Origin of the sequence: Variovorax sp. 38R, assembly GCF_014843395.1 — a bacterium.
Taxonomy (GTDB): Bacteria; Pseudomonadota; Gammaproteobacteria; order Burkholderiales; family Burkholderiaceae_C; genus Variovorax; species Variovorax paradoxus_H.
This window is the reverse complement of sequence record NZ_CP062121.1, coordinates 4,616,250-4,640,675: the sequence shown is the minus strand read 5'-3', so window position 1 is coordinate 4,640,675 and position 24,426 is coordinate 4,616,250. Positions and strand designations below refer to the sequence as shown.

Genomic DNA, 24,426 nt, shown 5'->3' with positions numbered 1-24,426 from the left:
CAACCTTTTCTGGAAAAGCCCATTCGGGCGCCGCCCGGTTGCTACGGCTTGGGAAAGAGGTACGCGCCGGCCGCAGGCTTGAGAAGGGGCTTGAGGTCGGCGAACGGCAGCGCCACCGTGGTGCCGAGACAGGCGCCGAGCGCATGCGGCACGCCGCTGACCGCGACGGCCAACGCATCGCGCCCGCGGGTGCGCTCGAAATGCAACGCCAGGTACTCGGGCCACACCTCGTCGCAACCCGTGGACTGCGGGTCTGCGGCGGCTGCGGATTCGGGCCCGCGCCCCTCTGCCTTCAGCTTCTTTCCGATCAGCGCCATGAGCGTCTTGCTCGGCGCGAACCCGTCCGGTGTCTGGGTGAACGCGCGGAACAGGCGATGGAAGTCGAGGTACTCGCCGCGGACCATGTCGAGCGTGTAGGGCGCGTAGTGGTTGTGGGGATGGGCGCCGCCGCAGCCGGTGCTGCCCGATTCGACGACGCTCATCAGCGTCGGGCTGAGAAAGGTGACGCGCACCGATTCCGCGTCGTAGTCTCCCAGCGAGCCGGCCGCCGGGTGCGTCTCGGTGTAGAGGGTGGCCTTGCATTCGAGCGCGGCGAGGCTGAGCTGCCCGTGCCTGCGCGCGAGGATGGCGTTGACTTTCTCAACCACGCGTGCATCCGGGTGCCGGGTGAGTCGCGGATAGGAAAAGCGCGTGCGCGGATCAACGACCATGCGCCATGCCACCGCTCCGCTGACGTGCTCCGCGCCTTGTTTGAGCGGGGTCTGCAGCTTCAGGTAGTCGTAGGGTGCCGTCTCGATGGAAACCGGTTCGTCCGAAGCCGCGCCGGTGGCGTTGCCTGGCGGGATGGCGCGCGTCACCGGCTCGGTGGCGCCGGGACTCTTGTCCGGGTCGTACTGACGAACTTGCCGAAGCTCGAACGCGACGTTCTTCTTGCCGGCGCCGTCGCTCCAGCTTCCGGCAAAGGCGCCGTTGACCATCTGGCCGCGCCACGTCGGGCCCGGCTGCCGGGTCTGCGCATCTTCGAACAGCGGCGGGTTGCCGTCCCGTGCCGCGCGGTACATCGCATCACCCTGGATAGGGAGTGCCTCCACGAGCTTCGAGACCGGCCCGGAGAGCGGAATGTCGACACCGTGGCGGCGATAGAAATACCGCCCGCCGCCGGAGGCATTCACTTCGAGCACGACCTCGCTGGTGCCGAGCGTGCCCTGGTAGACCGTGCGGACTTCTGCCAGGGCCGGCATCGCCGACCCGAGCAACGTTGCCCACGCGAGGAAGAGTCGGGTCGCGTTGCGCATCGTGGGGCCTTCCGTTACGAGGCCGTCTCCAGCCAGTGCGTGATCCGCCCGTTGTGCATCACCCCGATGCGGTCGGCCATCGCATGCGCCTCGGCCTCGTTGTGCGTGACGAGGATGGCGGTCTGGCCGGCCTTCTTCAGGATGCCGCGCACCTCGGCGGTCAGGCGTTCGCGCGTGCCGCCGTCGAGGTTGGAAAACGGCTCGTCCAGCAGCAGCACGGCGGGCGAGGGTGCCAGCGCGCGTGCCAGCGCGATGCGCTGCTGCTGGCCGCCCGACAGCTCGTGCGGGTAGCGCTCGCCAGCCTCGGCCAGGCCGACCAGCGCGAGCATCTCTGCCACGCGTGTCTGCTGCGCCGCGCGGCCCAGGCGGCCCAGGCGGCGCAGGCCGAAGGCCACGTTCTTCGCGGCCGACAGGTGCGGGAACAGCGCGTACTCCTGGAACATCATGCCCACGCGCCGCTGTTCGGGCGGCAGGTGCTTCTGGGGCGACGACAGCAACGTGTCGCCGAGGCGGATGGTGCCGGCGCGCACGGGCTCGAAGCCGGCGATGGCGCGCAGCACCGTGGTCTTGCCGCAGCCCGAGGGGCCGAAGAGGCAGGCGATCTCGCCCGCGGACAGGTCCAGCGAGAAGCCGTCGACCACGGTGTGCGGGCCGCGCGGCGTGTCGTAGGCGAGTTGGAGCGAGTCGAGATGAAGCGGGGAACTCATGCAGGGTCCGTGTCGGGAGGTGTCGCCGCCGGTGTCGTGCCGAGCTGGTTGCGCGCCAGCAGCACCACCGGCAGCAGGCCGGCGACCACGATGGCCAGCGCGGCGATCGCGCCTTCCTCGTAGGTGCCGCGCGCGGCCTCGGCGTAGAGCCAGGTGGCGAGGGTGTCGAAGTTGGCCGGGCGCAGCAGCAGCGTGGCCGGCAGCTCCTTCATGGCGTCGACGAAGACCAGCAGCGCGCCTGCCGCGATGGCGGGCTGCAGCAGGGGAAGGTGCACGCGGCGCAGCGTGCCGCCGGTGGTTTCGCCGAGCAGGCGCGAGGCCTGCTCGATGGCGGGCGGAATGCGCGCCAGCCCGGCCTCGATGCCGCCCACGGGCATCGCAAGAAAACGGATCGCGCAGGCCACGACCAGCACGATGCCCGCGCCCATCAGCGGCAGGCCCTGCCAGCCCATCGCGCCGGCCAGCGCCGCGTCGAAGGCCAAGGCCGGCGTCAGCAGGCCGATGGCGAGCACGGTGCCCGGCACCGCGTAGCCCAGCGTGGCCGCGCGCGCCTGCCAGCGTGCGCGGTTGGGGCTCGTGCCCTGGCTGCGCGAGGCCCAGGCCACGACCAGCCCCGCCGCCACGGCCACCACCGTCACGCCGGCTGCAAGCGCCAGCGTGTTGCCGAGGCTGGCCACGAGGCCTTGCGAAATGCCGCCGCCCTGGTGCAGCCGCTTGGCGCTTTCCCAGACCAGGTACAGCGCAGGGGCCACGAAACCGATCAGCACCGGCAGCGCCGCCGTCGCGGTCGCCGCCCACGCCGCGCCACCGTGCAGGCGCCGGGGTTGCACCGCGCGCATGCGCTGCGCCGAACCGAAGCGCTGGTGCTGCCGTCCGTTGCGTTCGAGCCAGACCAGTGCCACCACCACGAACAGCATCGCGCAGGCAATCTGCGCGGCGCCGGCCAGGTCGGAGCGCGTGATCCAGGTGGTGTAGACCGCCACCGTGAGCGTGTTCACGCCGAGGAATTCGGAGGCGCCGATGTCGTTGAGCGTCTCGAGCAGCGCCAGGCTCAGGCCGACGGCCAGCGCCGGCCGCGCGAGCGGCAGCGCCACGCGAAAGAAGGCGCCGCGCCGGTTCTCGCCCAGCGTGCGCGCCGCTTCCATCAGGTGCGCCGGCTGGGTCATGAACATCGCGCGCGCCGTCATGTAGACGTACGGGTAGAGCACGAAGCCCAGCACGAAGATCGCGCCCGGCATCGAGCGCAGGTCGGGCAGGCGGAACTGGCGCGGGCTGTCGAAGCCCAGCATCCAGCGGATCGCGCCCTGCACGGGGCCGATGGGATGCAACAGGTCGAGGTAGGCAAAAGCGACGATGTAGGTCGGCATCGCCAGCGGCAGCAGCAGTGCCCAGTTGAGCACGCCGCGGCCGGGGAAATCATGTGCCGTGACCAGCCAGGCGCAGCCGGTGCCGATCACGAGAACGAGGGTGCCGACGCCCGCGAGCAGCAGCGCCGTGTTGAGCGCCGCCTGCGGCAGCACGTGTGCGAACAGCGGCCCCCAGTGGCCGACGCCCGAGCCGAACGCGAGCCAGGCCAGCGTGAGCACCGGCGCGAGCACGCCGAGCGCAATGAGGAACGACGCGCAGCGCCACGCCGGGCCCGCGGCGCGCAGGCCCGGCGGCTGGCGCCGCGACATCAGCATTCAGTTGCCGGCACGGCGTGCCCGGCCATGCAAGGTCACTGGTCGAAACCGACCTTGTCCACCAGCGCGCTGGCCTGCTTGCGGTGCTTGGCAATCTCGGTCAGCGGCAGCGGATCGACCTTCAGCGCGCCGATGGTCTGGCCGATGATCGGGTCGAGGGCCACGCCCTTGCGCACCGGGTACTCGTAGTTGGTGTCGGCGTAGAGCGCCTGGGCCGGTTCCGACACCAGGAACTCGAGCAGCTTGACCGCGTTGGCGCGTTGCGGCGCGTTCTTGGCCACCGAGGCGCCGCTGATGTTCACATGCGTGCCGCCGCTCTTGGCGTTGGCGAAGGTCGGGCGGATCACCTTGATGGCGTCGCCCCACTTGCGCGCGTCGGTGCCTTCCTTGGCGCTCTTCATCTGGCCGACGTAGTACGAGTTGGCCACGCCGATGTCGCAGATGCCGCCGAGGATGTCGCGCGCCACGTCGCGGTCGCCGCCGGTGGCCTTGCGCGCCAGGTTGCCCTTGACGCCGCGCAGCCACTGCTCGGTCTTGGCCTCGCCGTCGTGCGCGATCATCGCGGCCACCAGCGCCGTGTTGTAGGGATGCTGGCCGGCGCGGATGCAGACCTTGCCCTTGTATTTCGGGTTGGCCAGGTCTTCGTAGCGGAAGCTGGTCAGCGGCTGGTTCTTGTCGGCGTACAGCACGCGGGCGCGCAGCGAGAGCGCAAACCACTGGCCGTCGGCGCCGCGCAGGTTGGCGGGCACGGCCGATTCGAGCGCGGCCGATTTCACCGGCTGCGTCACGCCGCCATCGACCAGGTCCATCAGGTTGCCGATGTCCACCGTCATCAGCACGTCGGCCGGCGAGCGCGCGCCTTCGGCCTTCACGCGTTCCAGCAGGCCGTCCTTCACGAACACCGTGTTGACCTTGATCTTGCTCTGCGCGCTGAACGCCGAGATGAGCGGCTGGATCAGCGCCGGCTCGCGCGTCGTGTAGAGCGTGAGCTCGTCGGTGGCGGCGTGTGCGGGCAGGGCGGCAAGGGCGAGCCAGGCGGCGGAAACGCCGAGGAGGGCGTGTGCCACGCGGCCCTGGGAGCCGGAACGGTCGGTCATGAAGGATCCTCCAGGTGCGGTGAGGTGTTCTAGGAAAGACATCGGCGACGACGGAGCGTGTCGCTGATGCGAACAATTATCACTGACGGGGAGGAGCGGGTTTTCCTTTGGCTTACGGGTTGAGGGCCTACTTGAAACGGCTCAGCGCCCCGCCGGCACCTCGAACACCAGGCACGTCGTCGTCGCATGCGCATACAGCGTGCCGTCCGCCCCGACCAGGCGCGCTTCGGCGGTGGCGAGCTGCTTGCCGCAATGGATCACCTTGCCTTCGGCGCGCACGCGCTGCACCTTCGGCGTGAGGCCCTTGACGTAGTTCACGCTGAGCTCGGCGGTGGTGTAGGCGCGACCGGGCGGCATCATGGTGTGGACCGAGCAGCCCAGGGCGGAGTCGAGCATGGTGGCGACCCAGCCGCCGTGGATGGTGCCCAGCGGGTTCAGGTGCTGCGGCAGCGGCGTGCCCTGGAAGATGGCGATGCCCCGGCTGACCGAGACGATCGTGAAGTCCAGCGTCTTGGCGATGGCGGCGTACGGAATTTCGCCGTTGAGCATCGCGTGCATGACCTCCAGGCCGGTCTTGCCCGCGACCTGCTCGGGGCGCGCGAGCCCGGGGCCGGGGCCGTTGTCGAGGCGCTCGACGATCTGCCGTTCTTCGGCGATCCATGCGTCGAGCAGGTTGATGGGGGTGTCGGTGGAAGCTTGCTGCGTCATGCCTGTGTTCCTGCTGGGGGCTTTGGTGAGAGAGGTTGATTGCATATGCAATAGTTGCACATACAATAATACCCCATGGACACACCGACCCAACCCCGCGGCTGCACCAGCTTCAAGGTGCGACAGCTTTCGCGCCGCCTGTCGCAGCACTACGACGCCGAGGTATCGCACAGCGGCCTGAAGACCACGCAGTACTCGCTGCTGTCGCACCTGGCGCGGCTCGGTCCCTCGCGCCCGGTCGACCTGGCGGGCGAACTCAAGATGACCGCTTCGACCCTGAGCCGCAACCTGCAGCCGCTGATTGCTGCGGGCTTCATCGCGCAGGGTGCGGGCGCCGACGCGCGCAGCCTGCTGGTGCAGCTCACCGAAACGGGCGAGGCCAAGCGCCGCGAAGCGCAGCAGCACTGGAAGGCGGCGCAGCTGCAGATCAATGCGTTGCTGGGCGTGGAGCGTGTGCTCGCGCTGCACCAACTGATCGACGAGGCGATGGACCTGCTGGGGGCCGACGACGAGCCCGCCATCGAAGACTGAGCGTCTTTCCACCTCGAGCGATCCGAGACCCACGACATTTTTCTCACCGCGCACAGAGGCTGAGCGCGCGAGTGCGTTGCTTGCGTTGCCGCTTTTTTTCTCCTCCATTCAATTCCAACAGCAGAGGTTCCATGTTCGCCACCCACGTCTCCGCATGGCTGCAACGCCGCGGCATCCACTACGGCTGGATCGTCGCGGCCGTCACCTTCCTGACCATGCTCACCATGTCGGCCGCGCTCGGCTTGCCCGGCGCGATGATGAAGCCGCTCGGCGACGAGTTCGGCTGGAGCACCGAGCAGATCTCGTCCGCGCTCGCGCTGCGCTTTGCGCTGTTCGGTCTCATGGGCCCGTTCGCCGCGGTGCTGATGGAGCGCTACGGCCTGCGCGCGGTGATGTGCGCCGGCCTCACGCTGGTCGGACTGGGCATGGCGCTGGTCACCACGGCCTCGCAGCTGTGGCAGCTGTTCGTGCTCTGGAGCCTGATGCTCGGCCTGGGCACCGGCATGACGGCGCTGGTGCTCGGTGCCGTGGTGGCCAACCGCTGGTTCGTCGCGCGGCGTGGCCTGGTCGTGGGCATGCTCACGGCCAGTGCGGCCACGGGCCAGCTGGCCTTTTTGCCGCTGGCGGCCTGGATGATCGAGCACTGGGGCTGGCGCTCGGCCATCGTGCCGATCGTGATCGGCAGCGTGGTGATCGCGCTGCTCGCGCTGTGTCTGGTGCGCAACCGGCCGTCGGACATCGGCCTGCTGCCCTACGGTGAAGCGCCCGGCACGCAGCCGCCGCCCGCACCCGCCTTCACGATGAACTTCGCCACGCCGTTCCGCGTGCTGCGCGAGGTGGCGACCAACCGCACCTTCCTGATTTTGGCCGGCACCTTCTTCATCTGCGGCCTGAGCACCAACGGCCTGGTGCAGACGCACTTCATCTCGCTGTGCGGCGACTACGGCATGAGCGCCGTGCCCGCCGCCTCGGTGCTCGCGATGATGGGCGCCTTCGACTTCGTCGGCACCATCCTGTCGGGCTGGCTCTCCGACCGCTACGACAACCGCAAGCTGCTCTTCTGGTACTACGGCCTGCGTGGGCTGTCGCTGTTCTGGCTGCCGCATTCGGAGTTCACGATCTACGGCCTGGGTCTGTTCGCGATGTTCTACGGCCTGGACTGGATCGCCACCGTGCCGCCGACCGTCAAGCTCGCGGGTGCGGCCTTCGGCCCCGCGAAGGTCGGGCTGGTGTTCGGCTGGATCTTTGCGGCCCACCAGCTGGGCGCGGCCACCGCGGCCTACGGCGCGGGCTTTGCGCGCACGCTGCTGCTGACCTACACGCCCGCGCTGTACACGGCGGGCGCGGCCTGCCTGCTCGCGGCGGTGATCGTGATGGCGATCCGCCGCCCCGCCAAGACCGTCGCTGCACCGGCTGCCGCCAGCACCACCAACGCCGCCGCGCGCGCCTGAACGCCGGAGACCCGCATGACCACCCCGCAAAACAACGCCGACCTCGACCCGCGCACGCGCCGCCTGCTCGAGGCGCCCATCATCCCCACACTGCTGCGGCTCGCCGCGCCCAATGTGCTCGTGATGCTGGCGCAAGCCTCCGTCGGGCTCATCGAGACCTACTTCGTCGGCAAGCTCGGCACCGACGCGCTGGCCGGCATGGCGCTGGTGTTCCCCATCGTCATGCTGATGCAGATGACCTCCAGCGGCGCGATGGGCGGCGGCATCGCCTCGTCGATCGCGCGTGCGCTGGGCGCGCGCCGCCGCGGTGACGCCGATGCGCTGGTGTGGCACGCGGTGGTCATCGCGCTCGGCTTCGGCCTGTGCTTCACGCTCGCGCTGCTGCTCGGCGGGCGCTGGCTCTATGGCGTGATGGGCGGCTCGGGCGCCGCGCTGGAAGCCGCGCTCACGTACTCGAACTGGGTGTTCGCGGGCGCGGTGCTGGTGTGGCTCTTCAACTCGCTGTCCGCGATCATTCGCGGTACCGGCAACATGGCGGTGCCGGCCAACGTGACGGTGGTGGGCGTGGTGTTCCTCATACCGGCGTCGCCGCTGCTGATCTTCGGCATCGGGCCGTGGGGCGGCATGGGCATCGCGGGCGGGGCGCTGGCGCTCTTGCTGTACTACCTGCTGGGCTCGCTCGCGCTCATCGCCTACCTGCGCTCGCCGCGCAGCCTGCTGCGGCCCACGCTGGCGGCGTTCCAGATGCGCTGGCCGCTGTTCCGCGACATCCTGCGCATCGGCCTGATCGGCACGGTGTCGACCGTGGCGACCAACCTGTCGATCGGCATCGCCACCGCGCTCACCGGCCATTTCGGCTCGGGCGCATTGGCGGGCTACGGCACGGCGTCGCGGCTCGAGTACCTGCTGGTGCCGCTGGTGTTCGGCCTCGGCGCGCCGCTGGTCGCGATGGTCGGCACCTGCATGGGCGCGGGGCTGCGCGAGCGTGCGCTGCGCGCCACCTGGACCGGTGCGGCGCTGGCCTTCGCCATGGCCGAGGTCATCGGGCTGGCGGCCGCGCTGTTCCCTCGTCCGTGGCTGATGCTGTTCGGCCATGACCCCGTGATGCTCGAGACCGGCGCACACTATCTGCGCGTGGTGGGGCCGCTCTACGGTTTCTTCGGCGTCGGGCTGGTGCTGTACTTCGCCTCGCAGGGCGCGGGCCGGCTGCTGTGGCCAGTGATCGGCAACATCGCGCGGCTCGCCGTGGCGGGCACCGGCGGATGGCTGGCGCTGCGCTGGGGCGGCGGGCTCACCGGCGTGTTCGCGGCGCAGGGCGTGGCGCTGGTGGTGTACGGCATCGTCATCGCCTCGGCCATCGCGGGCGGCGCGTGGTTCGGCCGCGTCGGCTGGCCGCGCACGACGCAGGGTTTGCTGCGCCGCGTGGCACAGGCCTGAGCGCCCATCGATTTCTTTTCAACGAAAGGCTCGTCATGCAGATCAAGGATTCCGTCGTCTTCATCACCGGTGCCAACCGGGGGCTCGGCCTGGCGTTCGCCAAGGCGGCGCTCGCGGCCGGTGCGCGCAAGGTCTACGGGGCCGCGCGCGACCCCAAGAGCATCACGCTCGCGGGCGTCGTGCCCGTGGCACTCGACGTGACGCAGCCCGCGCAGATCGAGGCCGCCGTGCGCGCCTGCGGCGACGTGACGCTGCTGGTCAACAACGCGGGCATCTCGCGCGGATCGAGCTTCCTCGGCTCGCCCGATGCGGTGGCCGCGGCGCGCGCCGAGTTTGAGACCAACTTCTTCGGCCCCTGGGCGCTCACGCAGGCGTTTGCGCCCGTGCTCGCGTCGAATGGTGGTGGTGCGGTCCTCAACGTGCTGTCGGCCCTGGCCTGGACCACGTTCCCCGGCGTGGCGACCTACAGCGCCACCAAGTCGGCGGCCTGGTCGCTGAGCAACGGCTTGCGCAACGAGCTGGCGGGGCAGGGAACGCAGGTCACGAGCCTGCATGTGGCGCTCATGGACACTGACATGGCGGCACGCATGCCCGGCCCCAAGACCTCCCCCGACGACGCGGCGCGCCAGGCGCTGGCGGGCGTGGAAGCGGGGCTGCCCGAGGTGCTGGCCGACGAGGTCACGCGCCAGCTCAAGCAGAGCCTGTCGACCGACCGGCCCGCTTATGCAAGCGCGCCGGCCTGATCGAGTGCGTCAGTAGCGATACGGGTTGTTCGGGCGGCGGTCGTAACGGTTGGGCACACCGTCGCCGTCGTAGTCCCGGCGGCCATGGCGGCGATCGTCCCAGCCGCGACGGCCGTGGTCGTAGTAGCCATGGCGACGCGGACCGTCGTAGTGACCCGGGTGGTAGTGGCGCGGGGGCGGCGGCGGTGCGTAGTAGCGGGGGTGGTGCGGCGGCGGGGCCGGCGTCACATACACCTGGGCCTGGATGAACGGGCCGCCGGCCTGGGCATGGGCGGGTGCGGTGAGGGCGGCCAGCGAGAGCAGGGCGGCGGCACCGAAGGCGAATGTCAGCTTTTTCATGGCGACTCCTGAGGAGTGGTTGCGATGCCTCATCGTCGCGCCATTGTGTGAAGTTCTTGTAAGCCGGAAGCGAAATCGCATGAAGAGCTGTAAGCCGCTGCGCGCACGCTTTTTCAGCGTTGGGGGGCCGGCAGCATGCGCCGCAGGGCTTCGAAGAACAGGTCGGACTGTTCCCGCTCGCCCTGGATCTGCGCCGCCACGTGCGCGGCCAGCTTGGCGTTGACGGGCACCAGCGGGCGCCCGGTCGATTGCGCGATCACCTGGTGCAGGCAGGCGCGCTCCAGGTAGTACAGGTCGTCGTAGGCATGCGCGATGGTGCCGCCCGCCACGATCACGCCGTGGTTCGCAAGAAAGGCCACGTCCTTGCCCGCCATGGCGCGCGCGATGCGCTCGCCCTCGGCATCGTCGAGCGCCAGGCCGTTGTACTCGGCGTCGATGGCGATGCGGTTCATGTAGCGCATCGCGTTCTGGCTGGCGGTCGGGTCGAGCGCACGATCGACCGTGAGCGTCAACGCCGTCGCGTAGGGCATGTGGCAATGCAGCACCACGGCGTGGCCCGTGAGCCGGTGCACCGCGCCGTGGATGAAGAGCGCGGTGGGCTCCACGCGGTGACGGCCCGCAAGCACTTCGCCGTGCACGTCGATCAGCACGATGTCGTCGGGGCCGATCTCGCTCCAGTGCAGCCCGCGCGGGTTGATGAGGTAGCGGTCCTGCGCGCCCGGCAGCAACACGCTGAAATGGTTGCACACACCTTCGGAGAGCCCGTGATGGGCGGCCGCGCGCAAGGCGAGCGCGAGGTCCTCGCGCAACTGGCGCACGGCGGGGCTGGCGTATTCGGAATCGGCGGACATCGCGGGGGTCTCCTTCTTTCTTGTGGTCGATGAGTTGTGTCGGATCAGGCGCGGGTCACGCGCGGATGAGGCCGGCCCAAGCCGCCACGAAGCGCTGCGCGTCTTCGCGCACGGCGGCGGCGGTCTTGCCGGGCTTGTAGAGCGACGAGCCGATGCCGAAGCCGGCCGCGCCGGCTGCGCGCCACGTGCCCATGTTGTCCGGCGAAATGCCACCCACGGGCATCACGGGCGTGCCGGCCGGCAGCACGGCAAGCAGCGCCTTCACGACGGCGGGCGAGGCCAGCTCGGCCGGGAACAGCTTGAGGCCCGTGGCGCCGGCCGCGAGTGCGCCGAAGGCCTCGGTCGGCGTCATCACGCCGGGCAGGCAGACCATGCCCAGGCGCGCGGCCTCGCGGATGACTTCAGCATTGAAGTTGGGCGACACGATCAGCTCGCCGCCGGCCGCCTGCACCTCGCGCACCTGCTTCGCATCGAGCACCGTGCCCGCGCCGACCAGCGCGTTCGGAAAGCGCTGGCGCATGAGCGCGATGCTCTCCAGCGGTTGTGGCGAATTGAGCGGCACTTCGAGCAGCCGGAAGCCGGGCTCGACGATGGCGTCGCCCACGTCGGCGGCTTCGGCGGGCGAGAGGCCGCGCAGGATGGCCACGAGCGGCAGGGCCTGCATCGCGGCGTTGAATTTATCGAGGGGTGTGGTCATGCGGCGGGTGTCCTGTCGGTGTCGAGGAAGCCGGAGAGCGTGTGCAGTCCGGCCCATGTAGCTTCGGCGCCGAGCGTGCGCGTGGCAACGCCGGTGGCGCGCAGGGCCAGGGTGTAGCGCTGGGTGAGGGTGGAAGAGCCGATCAGCACGACCTCGCCGACGGCCTGCACCGATTGCGTACGCAGTTCCTCGCCGATGAGCAGGCCCGACAGGTAGCTCGACAGCTCCTCTTTCGGCATGCGCTCGAACAGCGCCAGCGTGCGCGCGCCGAAGGCGTTGTGCAGCAGGCCGTGGCCGTTCTCGGAGCGCGTCACGCCTTCGAGGAACGCGGCTTCGTCGAGGGGCGCGGCCGCATCGAGCGTGCGCGCGAGGATCGAGTGCTGGCTCAGCAGCGCGTAGAACTCGCCCGTCATGTAGGTGCGAAAGCCGGCGACGCGGCCCTTCTTGACCGTGGCCCATTTGTTGTGGGTGCCGGGCAGCACGAAGACACCGTCGTCCAGGCCGGTGATCGTCATGGCGCCGAGGATCTGCACCTCTTCGCCGCGCATCACGTCGGGCACGCCGGCGTGTTCGTCGCTGAGGCCCGGAACGATCGCGATGCGTGCGCCGGGGATCGCGGCGATGTCGATGATCTTGCGGCCCACTTCCACGCGGCCTGCGGGGCAGGGGCAGTAGGGCGCTTCGACCCAGCCCTGCTTGCTGCCGGCCATGCCGGAGATGAGGCAGCGCGTGTCTTCGAGGCGCATCCAGTCGCCGAACAGCGACTCGAACACGGTGGGGAAGCCGCCTTCGGGCACGGTGAGGATGCCGCGGGCGTCGCTGCGCTCTTCGATGACTTTTCCTGCGGGGTCCAGCAGGGCGCCTCGCAATGAGCTTGTGCCCCAGTCGATGGCGATGAGTCTTGTCATGTCTGTCGTCTGCTGCTGCGTTTTTGAGAGTTTGTTCGGGGCGCGTGCCCAGGCCACCGGGTACTTCCCTCCGCGAATGTCCCCCGCTTCGCTCCTCCTTGATTTCGCTGCGGGAAGCACCCAGTGTCCTGGGCACGAGAGGCGCGGTCGTGGTGCGGGGCGATCAATCAACCCGCGATCGCACCCCGAACATCCAGATCAGTGATTGTCTCGCGGCACAAAAGCCCCGCGACGCCCGCGCAGAAAGTCCAGGTCGGCGCCCTGGTCGGCCTGCAGCACCGTGTCGACATAGAGCTTCCAGTACCCCGAGTCGAGCGGTGCCTTGGGCGCCACCCACTTCGCGCGGCGCTTCGCCAGTTCTTCGTCACTCACATGCAGGTGCAGCTTGCGGTTCGGCACATCGAGCTCGACGATGTCGCCGTCCTGCACCAGTGCCAACGGGCCGCCCGCAGCCGCTTCAGGCGCGGTGTGCAGAACGACGGTGCCGTAGGCTGTGCCGCTCATGCGTGCGTCGCTGATGCGGACCATGTCCGTGATGCCCTTGCGCAGCACCTTCGGCGGCAGCGGCATGTTGCCCGCTTCGGCCATGCCGGGGTAGCCCTTGGGGCCGCAGTTCTTGAGCACCATGATGCAGTGCTCGTCGATGTCCAGGTTCTCGTCGTCGATGCGCTTGTGCAGGTCGTCGGCGCTTTCGAACACCACCGCGCGGCCCTTGTGCACCAGCAGCTCGGGCGTGGCCGCACTGGGCTTGATGATGGCGCCGTTGGGCGCGAGGTTGCCGCGCAGCACGCAGATGCCGGCCTTGTCCTTGAAGGGCTCGGCCTGGGTGCGGATGACCTGCGGGTTGTAGTTCTCGGCGTCCTTCACGTTCTCCCACACGCTCTGGCCGGTGACGGTGAGGATGTCCTTGTGCAGGTGGTCGGCGATTTCCTTGATGACCACGGGCAGGCCACCCGCGTAGCAGAAGTCTTCCATGAGGAACTGGCCCGACGGCTGCAGGTTCACGAGGCAGGGCAGGTCGGCGGCGAGGCGGTCGAAGTCGTCGAGCGTGAGGTCGACGCCGATGCGGCCTGCAATGGCCAGCAGGTGGATCACGAAGTTGGTCGAGCCGCCGATGGCCGCGTTGACCTTGATCGCGTTCTCGATCGCTTCGCGCGTGAGGATCTTCGACATGTTCATGTCTTCATGCACCATGTCGACGATGCGCCGGCCCGCCTGCCGCGCGAGCACGTTGCGCCGGCCGTCGACGGCAGGGTAGGCCGCATTGCCCGGCAGGCCGATGCCCAGCGACTCGACCATGCTGGCCATGGTGCTCGCAGTGCCCATCGTCATGCAGTGGCCGTGGCTGCGGTGCATGCAGCTCTCGGCCTCGAAAAAGTCCTGCAGCTTGAGCGTGCCGGCGCGCACCTGCTCGCTCATCTGCCACACGCCGGTGCCCGAGCCCAGCTCTTGTCCGCGCCACTTGCCCGAAAGCATCGGGCCACCCGACACGCCGATGGTCGGCAGGTCGACGCTGGCCGCGCCCATCATCAATGCGGGCGTGGTCTTGTCGCAGCCCATGAGCAGCACCACGCCATCGAGCGGGTTGCCGCGAATGCTTTCTTCGACGTCCATGCTCGCGAGGTTGCGGTACAGCATGGCGGTGGGGCGCAGCAGCGTCTCGCCGAGCGACATCACGGGGAACTCGAGCGGGAAGCCGCCGGCCTCGTACACGCCGATCTTCACTTGCTCGGCGAGCGTGCGGAAGTGCGAGTTGCAGGGCGTGAGTTCGCTGAAGGTGTTGCAGATGCCGATGACCGGGCGACCGTCGAACTGGTCGTGCGGCACGCCCTTGCCTTTCATCCAGCTGCGGTAGATGAAACCGTCGCGGTCATGGCGTCCGAACCACTGCTGGCTGCGCAGTTCGCTGGCGGGCTTTTTCTTGGGGGCGTTGCTCATGGGATGTGTCTCTTTGTCGTGGATCTGGAGCCGAAATCCTCAGGGTTTTTCCTGCCGGACGACCCTTTCAATCATCATATGATAAGCGTGACGAGCTGTCGCGCATTCAGGGTTTTCGAGTGGCCGGCACAGGCGCAGCCGCCTGAATCCGGCCTCGACACGTGCAGGAAAACAAAGCACCGGACACCACCAGAACCACACACACAGGCCCGCATGATCAAGAACGTCCACGGCAACACGGTCGATCGCATCGGCAGCGACATCGTCGCGGGCCGCTATGCGCCCGGCGCGTCGATTCCGCCGGAGCCGCTCTTGTGCGAAGAGCTCGGCGTGAGCCGGACCGTGGTGCGCGAATCGATCAAGTCGCTGATCGCCAAGGGGCTCGTGACCAGCGGGCCGAAGGTGGGTACGCGCGTGCAGCCGCCCGACCAGTGGAACTGGTTCGATGCCGACGTCATCGTGTGGCAAACACAGGCAGGCCTGTCGGCCGAGTTCCTGCGCGACCTGCAAGACCTGCGCCGCGTGGTCGAGCCCGCCGCGGTGGCGCTGGCCGCCCAGCGCGCCACGGCCGAAGACATCGCCGACATGGAAGACGCTTATGCGGGCATGAAGCGCGCCATCGAGTTCGGCGGCGACTACATCACGCCCGACCTGCGTTTTCACCAGGGCCTCATCCGCTCCAGCCACAACCGCATGCTGGTGCAGATGAGCCGCGCGCTGGGCGCGCTGCTGCGCACCAGCTTCGAAATATCGACCTCGCGCAAGAACGGTCCTGCGAGTTCGCTGCCGCTGCATCGCGCGGTGCTCGACGCCGTGATCGCGCGCGATCCGGCCGCCGCCGAAAAAGCCGTGCGGGTGCTCATCGACGGTGCGCGCCTGGACATCGAGACCGTGCTGGCCTCGCGCAAGAAGCTGCCGCGCATCAGCCGGCCGGCGACGCAGCTCAAGGCCTTCCCGCTCTAGCAAGCAAGAGAGAGCGCAGAGCGGTCCTTCCTCCCTCCCATAACAACACCGGAAAGTCAGGAGACGCAGATGCTGATGCAAAGGGCAATCGACGGATTTTTTCGCCTGCTGGAGTTCCTCGTCGTCGTGTGCATGGTGGCGATGGTCGTCATGGTGTTCGGCAACGTGGTGCTGCGTTACGGCTTCAATTCGGGCATTTCGGTGTCGGACGAGATGTCGCGCTACTGCTTCATCTGGCTCACCTACATCGGCGCCATGGTGGCCATGCGCGACGGCGCGCACCTGGGCGTCGACACGCTCATCAAGCACCTGCCGCTCATGGGCAAGAAGGTCTGCTTCTTCCTGAGCCAGTCGCTCATGCTGTTCTGCAACGTGCTCTTCTTCATGGGCACCTACGAGATGCACGAGCTGCAGGTGACCAACATCTCGCCCGTGGTCGGCATCTCGATGATCTGGATCTACGGCATCGGCTACATCGTGTCGGTGGTGATGGCTCTCTTCAACATCGACAAGCTCTGGCGGCTGTTCTGGGGCAGGGTGCCCGACCAGGAGCTGATCCAGGTCATGGAATCCGAAGAACAGGTGCTTGACGCCGCCGCACACGGGAAGGTGGCGCAATGACTGTCACGATCTTCATCGTCTCGCTGCTCGGTGCCATGGCACTGGGCATTCCGATCTCGTACTCGCTGCTGGTGTGCGGCGTCTCGCTGATGGGCTGGCTGGCCTACACCGGCGGCCTGCCGGCCTTCGACAGCCAGATCATTGCGCAGCGCTTCGTCGATGGCGCCGACAACTTCCCGCTGCTCGCGGTGCCGTTCTTCCTGCTGGCCGGCGAGTTCATGAATGCCGGCGGGCTCAGCCGGCGCATCGTGAACCTGGCCATGGCCTGGGTCGGCCACTACCGCGGCGGCATGGGCTATGTGGCGGTGCTGGCGGCAATCATCATGGCCTCGCTGTCGGGCTCCGCCGTGGCCGACACGGCCGCGCTGGCTGCGCTCCTCATCCCGATGATGAAGGCGGCCGGCTACCAGCTGAACCGTTCGGCCGGCCTCATTGCCGCGGGCGGCATCATCGCGCCGGTGATTCCGCCGTCGATCGGGCTCATCGTGTTCGGCGTGGCGGGCAACGTGTCGATCACCAAGCTGTTCCTTGCAGGCATCGTGCCCGGCATCATGATGGGGCTCGCGGTGGGCGTGGCCTGGTGGATCGTGGCCCGAAAGGACAACGTGAAGTCTTCGCCGCGCGTGCCCTGGGGCGAGCGGCTGAAGGTCACGGCGCAGGGCAGCCTGGCGCTGGCGCTGCCGGTCATCATCATCGGCGGCATGAAGTTCGGCGTCTTCACGCCGACCGAAGCCGCCGTGGTGGCGGCCGTCTATTCGCTCGTGGTGGGCCTCTTCATCTACGGCGAGCTCAAGGTCAAAGACCTGTACCGCCTCACGCTCGCGGCAGGCAAGACCACCGCGGTGGTGATGTTCCTCGTGGCCGCCGCGATGGTGAGCGCCTGGCTCATCACGGTGGCCAACATCCCGACCGAGGTGGTGGCGCTGCTGGAGCCCTTCCTTGACAACAAGACGCTGCTGATGTTCGTGATGATGGTGCTGATCGTCATCGTGGGCACCGCGCTCGACTTCACGCCCACGGTGCTCATCCTCACGCCGGTGCTGATGCCGGTGGTGCTCAAGGCTGGCATCGACCCGGTGTACTTCGGCGTGCTGTTCATCATGAACAACGCCATCGGCCTGATCACGCCGCCCGTGGGCACGGTGCTCAACGTGGTGAGCGGCGTGGCGCGCATCTCGATGGACGATGCCTTCAAGGGCGTGATGCCCTTCTTCATCGCCCACCTGGTCGTGCTGTTCACGCTGGTGTTCTTCCCGCAGCTCGTGACCGTGCCGCTCCAGTGGTGGATGGGGCGCTAGTTTTTCTTTCCTGTTCTTTTTCCTGTCAGTCAGTTCGTTCAATCAACCAACCCCTCGAATCGAAGGAGACAAGCATGTTGTTTCGCAGAACCCTGATGACCGCCGCCCTCGTGGCCGGTGGCCTGCTGGCGTCGACCGGCGCCCTCGCGCAATTTGCCGAACGCACGATCAAGTTCACCAACGGCGTGAACGAAGACCACCCCGTGGGCGTGGGCGTGAAGAAGATGCAGGAAGTGCTCGCTGCCAAGACCGGCGGCAAGATGAAGATCACGGCCTTCTGGGGCGGCGCCGCGGGCGGCGACCTGCCGGCCACGCAGGCGCTGCGCGCCGGCACGCAGGAAATGGTGTGCACCTCGAGCTCGCCGCTGGTGGGCATCGTGAAGGAACTCGGCGCCTTCGACCTACCGTTCCTGTTCGCCAACGAGAAGGAGGCCGACGCGGTGCTCGACGGCCCTGCGGGCGAGTACTTCAACAAGAAGCTCGAAGCCGCCGGCCTCGTGAACCTGGCCTACTGGGAGAACGGCTTCCGCAACCTCACCAACAGCAAGAAGCCCGTCACGAAGGCCGAAGACTTCGAGGGCGTGAAGCTGCGCGTGATGCAGAACAACATCTTCCTGGACTCGTTCAAGACCCTGGGCGCCAACGCCGTGCCCATGGCCTTCGGCGAGGTGTTCACCGCGCTCGAGACCCGCACCATCGACGGCCAGGAGAACCCCTTCGTGACCATCGAGACCTCCAAGTTCAGCGAGGTCCAGAAGTACCTGAGCGTGACGCGCCACGCCTATACGCCGTTCCTCGTGCTGTACAGCAAGAAGCTCTGGGACCAGCTCAACCCGCAGGAGCAGGCGGTGCTGCGCGAGGCCGCGAAGGAAGGCCAGAAGGTCCAGCGCGAGGCCAACCGCGCGCTCAACGAGAAGTCGCTCGCCAACCTGCGCAAGACCATGACGGTGAACGAAGTCTCGGCGGCCGAGCAGAAGCGCATGCTGGAGAAGGTCAAGCCCGTGTACGACAAGAACGTGCCCAACATCGGCACGGAAGCCGTGGGCGTGGTGACCGATGCGCTGAAGAAGGCGCGCGGAGGCTGAGGCCTTTCTGCCATGAGTTGAATGTGTGCAAGAGCCGCGCGGCATTCGCCGCTGCGGCTTTTTCTTTTTGCGGAACCCCTTTCATGAAAATCACGCAAGTCGAAACCATCCGCCTCGGCGAGTTCCCCAACATCCTGTGGGTGCGCCTGCACACCGACGAGGGCCTGGTCGGCCTCGGCGAAACCTTCATGGGCGCCGAAGCGGTCGAGGCCTACCTGCACGAGTGGGCGGCGTTCAAGCTGCTCGGCACCGACCCACTGCAGATCGAGGCGCGCAACCGCGACATCACGGGCTACCTCGGGTGGCGCGGGTCGGGCGTGGAAACGCGCGGCAACTCGGCCGTCGACATCGCGCTGTGGGACCTGTTCGGCAAGGCCGCCAACATGCCGGTGCACACGGCGCTGGGCGGCAAGAGCCGCGATGCGATCCGCATCTACAACACCTGCGCGGGCTACCAGTACATCCGCAGCGCCACCAACCAGACCAGTTCGAACTGGGGCCTGGCGAACAACAACGGGCCCTACGAAGACCTGCAGGGCTTCCTGCACCATGCTGACGAGCTGGCCGAGTCACTGCTGTCCGAAGGCATCACGGCCATGAAGATCTGGCCCTTCGACCCGGCGGCGGAGAAGAGCCACGGGCAGTACATCAGCAACGCCGACCTCGACACCGCGCTCGAGCCCTTCCGCAAGATCCGCAAGGCGGTGGGCGGCAAGATGGACATCATGGTCGAGTTCCACAGCCTGTGGCGCTTGCCGATGGCGCAGAAGATCGCGCGTGCGCTCCAGGAGTTCGACACCTTCTGGCACGAAGACGCGATCCGCATGGACAGCCTCGACCTGCTCAAGCAGTACGCGAAGGACTGCCAGGCGCTCGTCTGCGCCAGCGAAACGCTGAGCTACAAGTGGGGCTTCAAGGACTACCTGCAGACCGGTGTGGCCGGGGTCGCGATGCTCGACCTGAGCTGGTGCGGCGGCCTGACCGAAGCGCGCAAGATCGCCGCCATGGCCGACGCCTGGCAACTGCCCGTGGCGCCGCACGACTGCACCGGGCCGGTGGTCTGGGCCGCGTCCACGCACCTGAGCCTGCATGCGCCCAATGCGCTCATCCAGGAGAGCGTGCGTGCCTTCTTCACCGGCTGGTACAAGGAACTCGTCACCGAGCTGCCGAAGGTCGAGAACGGGATGATCAGCCTCAACGACAAGCCCGGCCTTGGGCTGGAGCTGCTGCCCGACCTGCACAAGCGCGCCGACGCGATCGTGCGGGTGTCGAAGGCGGCGTAGCGCCGTCGTTCGTCAGCGGTTGTCGTCGGTGCGCAGCCGCAGCAGGGCGCGCACGAAGCCGTGGTCCGAGCGCGAGCGGTCGCGGCCTTCGTGCAGGTGGTCGTTGAAGTAGTCGACGCGTCGCACGTCGCCCAGGCTGTGGCGGCTGCTGGCGACGAACTCCTCGCTCACGAGGATCTGGTCGAGCACATCCGGGAAGCCCTGGTGGATGTGCGAATAGGCCACGTCCTTCTTGAGCGCCGACTCGCCCTGCATCTCGTAGGCGTTGAACAGCGCCACGTCGCGCGCGGCCTTGTCGTAGGCCACCTCGGAGGTCGCGGCCACCAGCTGCGTGGTCACACTGTGCGGGTTGTCGTTGAAGTCGCCCATCACCACCAGCGGCACGTTGGTGCCCTGCAGCAGGTCGATCACGATGCAGCGCAGGGCCGCGGCTTCGGCACCGCGCATCAACAGCGAACGCAGCGAGGCCATCGCGCCGATCTTGCGGTCGTCGCGGTCTTCGAGGGCGTTGCCTTGCGCGTCCTGCAGGAACTTGGGGCGCTTGGACTTCAGGTGAACCGTCAGCACATGCACCTGCTGGCCGTGCTTCATGCGCACGGTGACCAGCAGGGGCGGGCGCTCGAAGCGCGTGTGCGGGCCGAGGCCCGGCACGTCGACGCCGAAGCCCGGCGGAAAGTCGACGAAGGACTGTGTGCTTTCCACCTGCAGCCGCGTGACGATGCCGACGCGCGGCGTGCCCTGCGCGCCCGGCCGCCCAGGCGTGCCTGGCGGGCTCGCGGGCGGCGGCGTGTTTTCGGCGCCCGGCACCGAGACGAAGTCGTAGCGCAGTCCGCTGCGCCCGATGGCGGCTTTCAGCGCGGCCTCGTCCCACACCTCCTGCACCGCGAGCACGTCGGCGTTGAGCGCATGGATGCGCTCGCCGATCCAGTCGATCTTGCGTTCGTATTCGCGCTCGTTGTAGGCGTCCTGGTTCTCGTAGTACACGCGGTTCGGGTTCGCGAGGTTGAGCAGGTTGCAGGTCGCGACGAAGAGCGTGGCGTAGTTGGGCGGGATGTAGGAGGGCATGGCCCGCACATTGTGTCCTGAGACGGTGTCAACGAACCTGCCGCGCCCGCCAGCCGGCAGAAACGAAAAAGGGCACCGAACAGTCTGTGTAAATAGTCAGCGCTGAGTCCGCGAGAAGTGCCCTTCAGGCGTTTGTCTGAGGGGCATTTTTCATTGGAGGCTGACCAATGGGACATAGACACGGACAGGCGCGGGGACAGGCGACGTTGTTCCCACTGATGCTCGATGAGCTGGTGGGCCAGGACGCACTGGTTCGGGTGGTGGACGCCTGGGTGCAGGCGCTGGATCTGAAGGCGCTGGGCTTTGCCAAGGCGCAGGCGCAGCGACTGGGAACACCGCCCTACGACCCAGGGGATCTGCTGCGGCTGTACATCTGGGGCTACCTGAGCGCGATCCGTTCCTCGCGGGCCCTGGAGCGCGAGTGCCACCGCAACGTGGAGTGCATGTGGCTGCTGGGGCGCCTAGCCCCGGATCACAAGACCATCGCCGAGTTCAGGCGCCAGAACACGGCGGCCCTGGTGGCCAGTTGTGCGGCCTTCGTGCAGTTCGCGCGGGCCAGCCGGTTGATCCGTGGATCGACAGTGGCCATTGATGGCTCCAAGGTGCAGGCAGTGGCCTCGCGCAAGGCGGTGGTGGGCCAGCGTGAGCTGGCCGCACAGGCACAGCGCAACGCGCAGGAGATCGCGGCTTATCTGCGGTTGCTGGACAGCCGGGACGGCGAGGATGACCAGGGCGGTGATGGGCCCGGCGATGGTCCTGGTACGCCCGATGAAGTGCGCGCGGCCTTGGAACGACTGAAGGCCCAGGGGCGAGCCATCGCCAACCAAGCCCAGCAACTCCTGCGCAGCGACGCGAGCACCGTCGTGTGCGGTGGGCCCGAAGCACGCCCGATGCGTAGCCTGAACAGCCAGCCGGGCTACAACCTGCAAACGGCGGTGGAGACGCAAAGCCACCTGATCGTGGCGCATGAGGTGGTCTGCGAGGTGAACGATCAGCGCCAGTTGCAGCCCATGGCCGAGGCGGCCAGCCGGGTGCTGCAGCAGCCCTGCTCGGTGGTGGCCGATGCGGGCTATGCCAATGGGGAGCACATTGCAGCCTTGGACGCCCAGGGCATCACCAGCTACGTGGCGGGCGAGCGTTCGGTGAACCACCAGGGCGGCGGCAGCCTGTACCAGCGCAGCGCCTTCGTCTATGACCCGGCCAGCGACAGCTTCACCTGCCCGGCGGGCAGTGCCCTAAAGCGCAAGCAGCTCTCGCGCAAGGACAAGATGGTGGTCTATGCAGCACAGCCGAGCGATTGCGCGGGCTGTGCCCAGAAACTCAAATGCACCACGGCGCGCCAGCACTTCGTCTCGCGCCACCTGTACGAAGAGGCGCTCGAAGCCAATGCAAGCAGGCTGGCCGCTCAGCCCTGGATGATGGGGCTCAGGCGCCAGACGGTGGAACACCCCTTTGCCAGTATCAAACACCTCATTCTGGGCAATGCCCGGTTGCTGATGAGGCATACCAGTGGAGCGCGCGCGGAGTTCAGCTTGGCGGTGATGGCCTACAACCTCAAGCGGGTGTTCAACATGAAGGGAGCGCCCTGGATGCACCAGGCGCTCAGGGGCTGAGGCCCTTGGGCGTTTGCTCGCCCCAATGAAAAATGCCCCGCTCTCGCGGGGCATCTCGATCAAGCGGCCTGCTGACTATTTACACAGCCTGCGAAGTGCCCTTTGTGGAATCAACGCGCGTGTGCGTTTCAGCGACCGAACGAACGACCGCCGCCGCCACCGCCGGAGCGGTTGCCACCGCCGCCACCGCCGCCGTAGCCACCGCCACCACCCGAGCGGCCACCGCCACCCGAACGGTTGCCGCCGTAGCCGCCACCACCGCCGCCGCCACCCGGGCGACCGCCGCGACCGCGACCACCCATGTGGTCGACGCTCGTGCGCAACGGGTCCGGCTGGCCGGCTGCACCGCCGCCTGCGACGGCTTCAGCGCGCAGGTGTGCGACCTGGTTGGCTTGCGTCGGGCTGTGGCTGTTGCCGTGATGGCGCGGTTGGCGCTCTTCATGCGGCGTGTGGTGATGCGGCTGCTGCGGTGCGCGCGGCTGGCCTTGTTGCGGGCCGCGACCTTGTGCGGGACGGGCTGCGCCCGGGCCGCGCGGGCCTTGGCCCTGACCTTGGCCGCCACCGTTGGCATTGCGGCCTTGACCGCCGCCGCCCTGGCCGCCACCGCGGCGTTGACCGCCGCCATTGCCGCCGCCACCACCACCGCCGTTGCCGCCACCCTGGCCAGCCTTGTTCTCGCGGATGCGCGACATCATTTCGGTGCGGGCGGCCTTGGCGGCTGCCTGCATGACTTCGCGGCTCGGCGGACGGCCGGCGCCGCCCCAGATCGTCTGGCGACCCATGGCGATCGGCTCGGCGCGTTCGCCTTCTTCAGGACCGAAGCCCTCGACCTTCTGCACCGGAATCGTCTGCTTCGTGAAGCGTTCGATTTCCTGCATGAAGCCTTCTTCGTCCAGGCACACGAAGCTCACGGCCTCGCCGCTCGAACCGGCACGGCCGGTGCGGCCGATGCGGTGCACGTAGTCTTCGCTGACGTTCGGGATTTCGTAGTTCACGACGTGCGGCAGCTCGTCGATGTCGATGCCGCGGGCCGCGATGTCGGTGGCCACCAGCGCGCGGATGTCGCCGCTCTTGAAGCCGGCCAGCGCCTGCGTGCGGGCGCTCTGGCTCTTGTTGCCGTGCAGCGCCATCGCCTCGATGCCGTTCTTGGTGAGGAACTCGGCCACGCTGTTGGCACCGAACTTGGTGCGCGTGAACACGAGCACCTGGCTCCACTTGTGCTCGTTGATGATGTGCGCGAGCAGCGCCTTCTTCTTGCCGCGGCCCACGGGGTGGATCACCTGCGTGATGCGCTGCACCGTGGTGTTGCGCGGCGTGACCTGGATGCTTTGCGGGTTCTTGAGCAGCGAGCCGGCGAGGTCGCGGATCTCGTCGCTGAAGGTGGCCGAGAACAGCAGGCTCTGCTTTTCCTTGGGCACCAGGGCCAGGATCTTCTTCACGTCGTGGATGAAGCCCATGTCCAGCATGCGGTCGGCTTCGTCCAGGATCAGCATCTGGACCTGGCTCAGGTCGAGCATGCCCTGCTGTTGCAGGTCGAGCAGGCGGCCGGGGGTGGCCACGAGGATGTCGACACCCTTCTTGAGCTTGCTGATCTGCGGGTTCATGCCCACGCCGCCGAAGATCACGGTGGAGTCGAGCTGCAGGTACTTGCCGTAGGTGCGCACCGACTCTTCGACCTGGGCCGCGAGTTCACGCGTGGGGGTCAGCACGAGGGCACGGATGCCGATGCCGCCGAACTTGTTGGTGGCGCTGCGGCTCATGGTGAGCTTGTGCAGCATCGGCAGGGTGAAGGCCGCGGTCTTGCCGGTGCCGGTCTGGGCGCCGCCCAGCAGGTCGTGGCCGTCGAGGACCACGGGAATGGCTTGTGCCTGGATGGGGGTAGGGGTGTCGTAGCCGTGTTCGAGCACAGCCTTCAAGATGGCCGGGGCCAGCTTCAGTTCGTCAAAATTCATTGTGGAAACAACAAGCGCCATACACGGCGCAGTGGCATCGGCCCGCTTGGCGTCTTGGCGACGCCGAGCCAGTCAAGGCAGATGAAGGTCAGGGGTGGGAGCCGGAAAACCCGTTGTGATGAGGGGTTTCTTCGTCCCCGGCAGAGAGCCGGTTTGCGGGCA

22 protein-coding genes are annotated in these 24,426 nt (G+C 67.9%); 10 read left to right on the top strand and 12 right to left on the bottom strand.

All coding sequences use genetic code 11. The features are described 5' to 3' along the window. Positions 1 to 41 precede the first annotated feature (41 nt). The 5 genes from IG196_RS21440 to IG196_RS21420 all read right to left on the bottom strand — a co-directional run bounded on the left by IG196_RS21440 (position 42) and on the right by IG196_RS21420 (position 5,489). Positions 42 to 1,295, bottom strand: coding sequence for a hypothetical protein (locus IG196_RS21440; RefSeq protein WP_192192921.1), 1,254 nt, complete (start codon positions 1,293 to 1,295; stop codon positions 42 to 44). Between the two features lie 14 nt (positions 1,296 to 1,309). Next, positions 1,310 to 2,002, bottom strand: a complete 693-nt coding sequence (locus IG196_RS21435) for an ABC transporter ATP-binding protein (RefSeq protein ID WP_192192920.1) — start codon at positions 2,000 to 2,002, stop codon at positions 1,310 to 1,312. Beyond that, positions 1,999 to 3,684, bottom strand: coding sequence for an ABC transporter permease (locus IG196_RS21430; RefSeq protein ID WP_192192919.1), 1,686 nt, complete (start codon positions 3,682 to 3,684; stop codon positions 1,999 to 2,001). Before IG196_RS21430 ends, IG196_RS21435 begins: the two co-directional genes overlap by 4 nt. 35 nt (positions 3,685 to 3,719) lie before the next feature. Next, positions 3,720 to 4,781 (bottom strand): Fe(3+) ABC transporter substrate-binding protein, encoded by a 1,062-nt coding sequence (locus IG196_RS21425; protein ID WP_192192918.1) that lies wholly within the window; start codon positions 4,779 to 4,781, stop codon positions 3,720 to 3,722. Positions 4,782 to 4,922: 141 nt separating this feature from the next. Continuing rightward, positions 4,923 to 5,489 carry a PaaI family thioesterase gene (locus tag IG196_RS21420; protein ID WP_192192917.1) on the bottom strand — a complete coding sequence of 189 codons (567 nt, stop codon included), beginning with the start codon at positions 5,487 to 5,489 and terminating at the stop codon, positions 4,923 to 4,925. Positions 5,490 to 5,564: 75 nt separating this feature from the next. Between IG196_RS21420 and IG196_RS21415 the strand changes: the two genes are divergently transcribed. The 4 genes from IG196_RS21415 (at position 5,565) to IG196_RS21400 (ending at position 9,651) form a co-directional block, all read left to right on the top strand. After that, positions 5,565 to 6,020, top strand: a complete 456-nt coding sequence (locus IG196_RS21415) for a MarR family winged helix-turn-helix transcriptional regulator (RefSeq protein ID WP_192192916.1) — start codon at positions 5,565 to 5,567, stop codon at positions 6,018 to 6,020. Between the two features lie 131 nt (positions 6,021 to 6,151). After that, the gene (locus tag IG196_RS21410; protein WP_192192915.1) at positions 6,152 to 7,471 is read left to right on the top strand and encodes an MFS transporter; all 1,320 of its coding nucleotides are present in this window, start codon (positions 6,152 to 6,154) and stop codon (positions 7,469 to 7,471) included. A gap of 15 nt (positions 7,472 to 7,486) precedes the next feature. Beyond that, complete coding sequence (locus IG196_RS21405) at positions 7,487 to 8,908, top strand: MATE family efflux transporter (RefSeq protein WP_192192914.1); 1,422 nt, start codon at positions 7,487 to 7,489, stop codon at positions 8,906 to 8,908. A gap of 35 nt (positions 8,909 to 8,943) precedes the next feature. Further along, positions 8,944 to 9,651, top strand: a complete 708-nt coding sequence (locus IG196_RS21400) for an SDR family oxidoreductase (RefSeq protein ID WP_192192913.1) — start codon at positions 8,944 to 8,946, stop codon at positions 9,649 to 9,651. 9 nt (positions 9,652 to 9,660) lie between these two features. On the opposite strand, the gene IG196_RS21395 is transcribed toward IG196_RS21400, so the two are convergent. The 5 genes from IG196_RS21395 to IG196_RS21375 all read right to left on the bottom strand — a co-directional run bounded on the left by IG196_RS21395 (position 9,661) and on the right by IG196_RS21375 (position 14,384). After that, entirely contained in the window at positions 9,661 to 9,990 is a 330-nt protein-coding gene (locus IG196_RS21395) for a hypothetical protein (RefSeq protein WP_101489471.1), read from the bottom strand. A 113-nt stretch (positions 9,991 to 10,103) separates the two neighbouring features. Further along, the gene (locus IG196_RS21390; RefSeq protein ID WP_095746253.1) at positions 10,104 to 10,841 is read right to left on the bottom strand and encodes an aldolase; all 738 of its coding nucleotides are present in this window, start codon (positions 10,839 to 10,841) and stop codon (positions 10,104 to 10,106) included. A 55-nt stretch (positions 10,842 to 10,896) separates the two neighbouring features. After that, entirely contained in the window at positions 10,897 to 11,538 is a 642-nt protein-coding gene (locus IG196_RS21385) for a 2-dehydro-3-deoxy-6-phosphogalactonate aldolase (RefSeq protein WP_192192912.1), read from the bottom strand. Continuing rightward, positions 11,535 to 12,446, bottom strand: a complete 912-nt coding sequence (locus IG196_RS21380) for a 2-dehydro-3-deoxygalactonokinase (protein ID WP_192192911.1) — start codon at positions 12,444 to 12,446, stop codon at positions 11,535 to 11,537. Before IG196_RS21380 ends, IG196_RS21385 begins: the two co-directional genes overlap by 4 nt. Before the next feature lie 198 nt (positions 12,447 to 12,644). Then, entirely contained in the window at positions 12,645 to 14,384 is a 1,740-nt protein-coding gene (locus tag IG196_RS21375; protein WP_192192910.1) for an IlvD/Edd family dehydratase, read from the bottom strand. 213 nt (positions 14,385 to 14,597) lie between these two features. Between IG196_RS21375 and IG196_RS21370 the strand changes: the two genes are divergently transcribed. The 5 genes from IG196_RS21370 to IG196_RS21350 all read left to right on the top strand — a co-directional run bounded on the left by IG196_RS21370 (position 14,598) and on the right by IG196_RS21350 (position 19,634). Next, the gene (locus tag IG196_RS21370) at positions 14,598 to 15,347 is read left to right on the top strand and encodes a FadR/GntR family transcriptional regulator (protein WP_101489476.1); all 750 of its coding nucleotides are present in this window, start codon (positions 14,598 to 14,600) and stop codon (positions 15,345 to 15,347) included. A gap of 75 nt (positions 15,348 to 15,422) precedes the next feature. After that, on the top strand, positions 15,423 to 15,968 hold the full coding sequence (locus IG196_RS21365) for a TRAP transporter small permease (protein WP_192192909.1): 546 nt from the start codon (positions 15,423 to 15,425) through the stop codon (positions 15,966 to 15,968). Next, positions 15,965 to 17,266: a TRAP transporter large permease gene (locus IG196_RS21360; RefSeq protein WP_192192908.1), complete on the top strand. Its 1,302-nt coding sequence runs from the start codon at positions 15,965 to 15,967 to the stop codon at positions 17,264 to 17,266. The genes IG196_RS21365 and IG196_RS21360 overlap by 4 nt, the downstream gene beginning before the upstream one ends. 74 nt (positions 17,267 to 17,340) lie before the next feature. Then, complete coding sequence (locus tag IG196_RS21355) at positions 17,341 to 18,351, top strand: TRAP transporter substrate-binding protein (protein WP_101489478.1); 1,011 nt, start codon at positions 17,341 to 17,343, stop codon at positions 18,349 to 18,351. Between the two features lie 83 nt (positions 18,352 to 18,434). Further along, a complete protein-coding gene (locus tag IG196_RS21350) occupies positions 18,435 to 19,634 on the top strand; it encodes a mandelate racemase/muconate lactonizing enzyme family protein (protein WP_192192907.1) in 1,200 nt (399 codons plus the stop codon). Between the two features lie 12 nt (positions 19,635 to 19,646). Here the strand turns inward: IG196_RS21350 and IG196_RS21345 are convergent, their stop codons facing one another. Beyond that, a complete protein-coding gene (locus IG196_RS21345; protein WP_192192906.1) occupies positions 19,647 to 20,699 on the bottom strand; it encodes an endonuclease/exonuclease/phosphatase family protein in 1,053 nt (350 codons plus the stop codon). Positions 20,700 to 20,866: 167 nt separating this feature from the next. Here IG196_RS21345 and IG196_RS21340 point away from each other — a divergent pair, with 167 nt between their 5' ends. After that, on the top strand, positions 20,867 to 22,312 hold the full coding sequence (locus tag IG196_RS21340) for an IS1182 family transposase (RefSeq protein WP_225616758.1): 1,446 nt from the start codon (positions 20,867 to 20,869) through the stop codon (positions 22,310 to 22,312). 128 nt (positions 22,313 to 22,440) lie between these two features. Here IG196_RS21340 and IG196_RS21335 read toward each other — a convergent pair whose 3' ends face one another. Next, entirely contained in the window at positions 22,441 to 24,264 is a 1,824-nt protein-coding gene (locus IG196_RS21335) for a DEAD/DEAH box helicase (RefSeq protein ID WP_192192904.1), read from the bottom strand. Positions 24,265 to 24,426 lie beyond the last annotated feature (162 nt).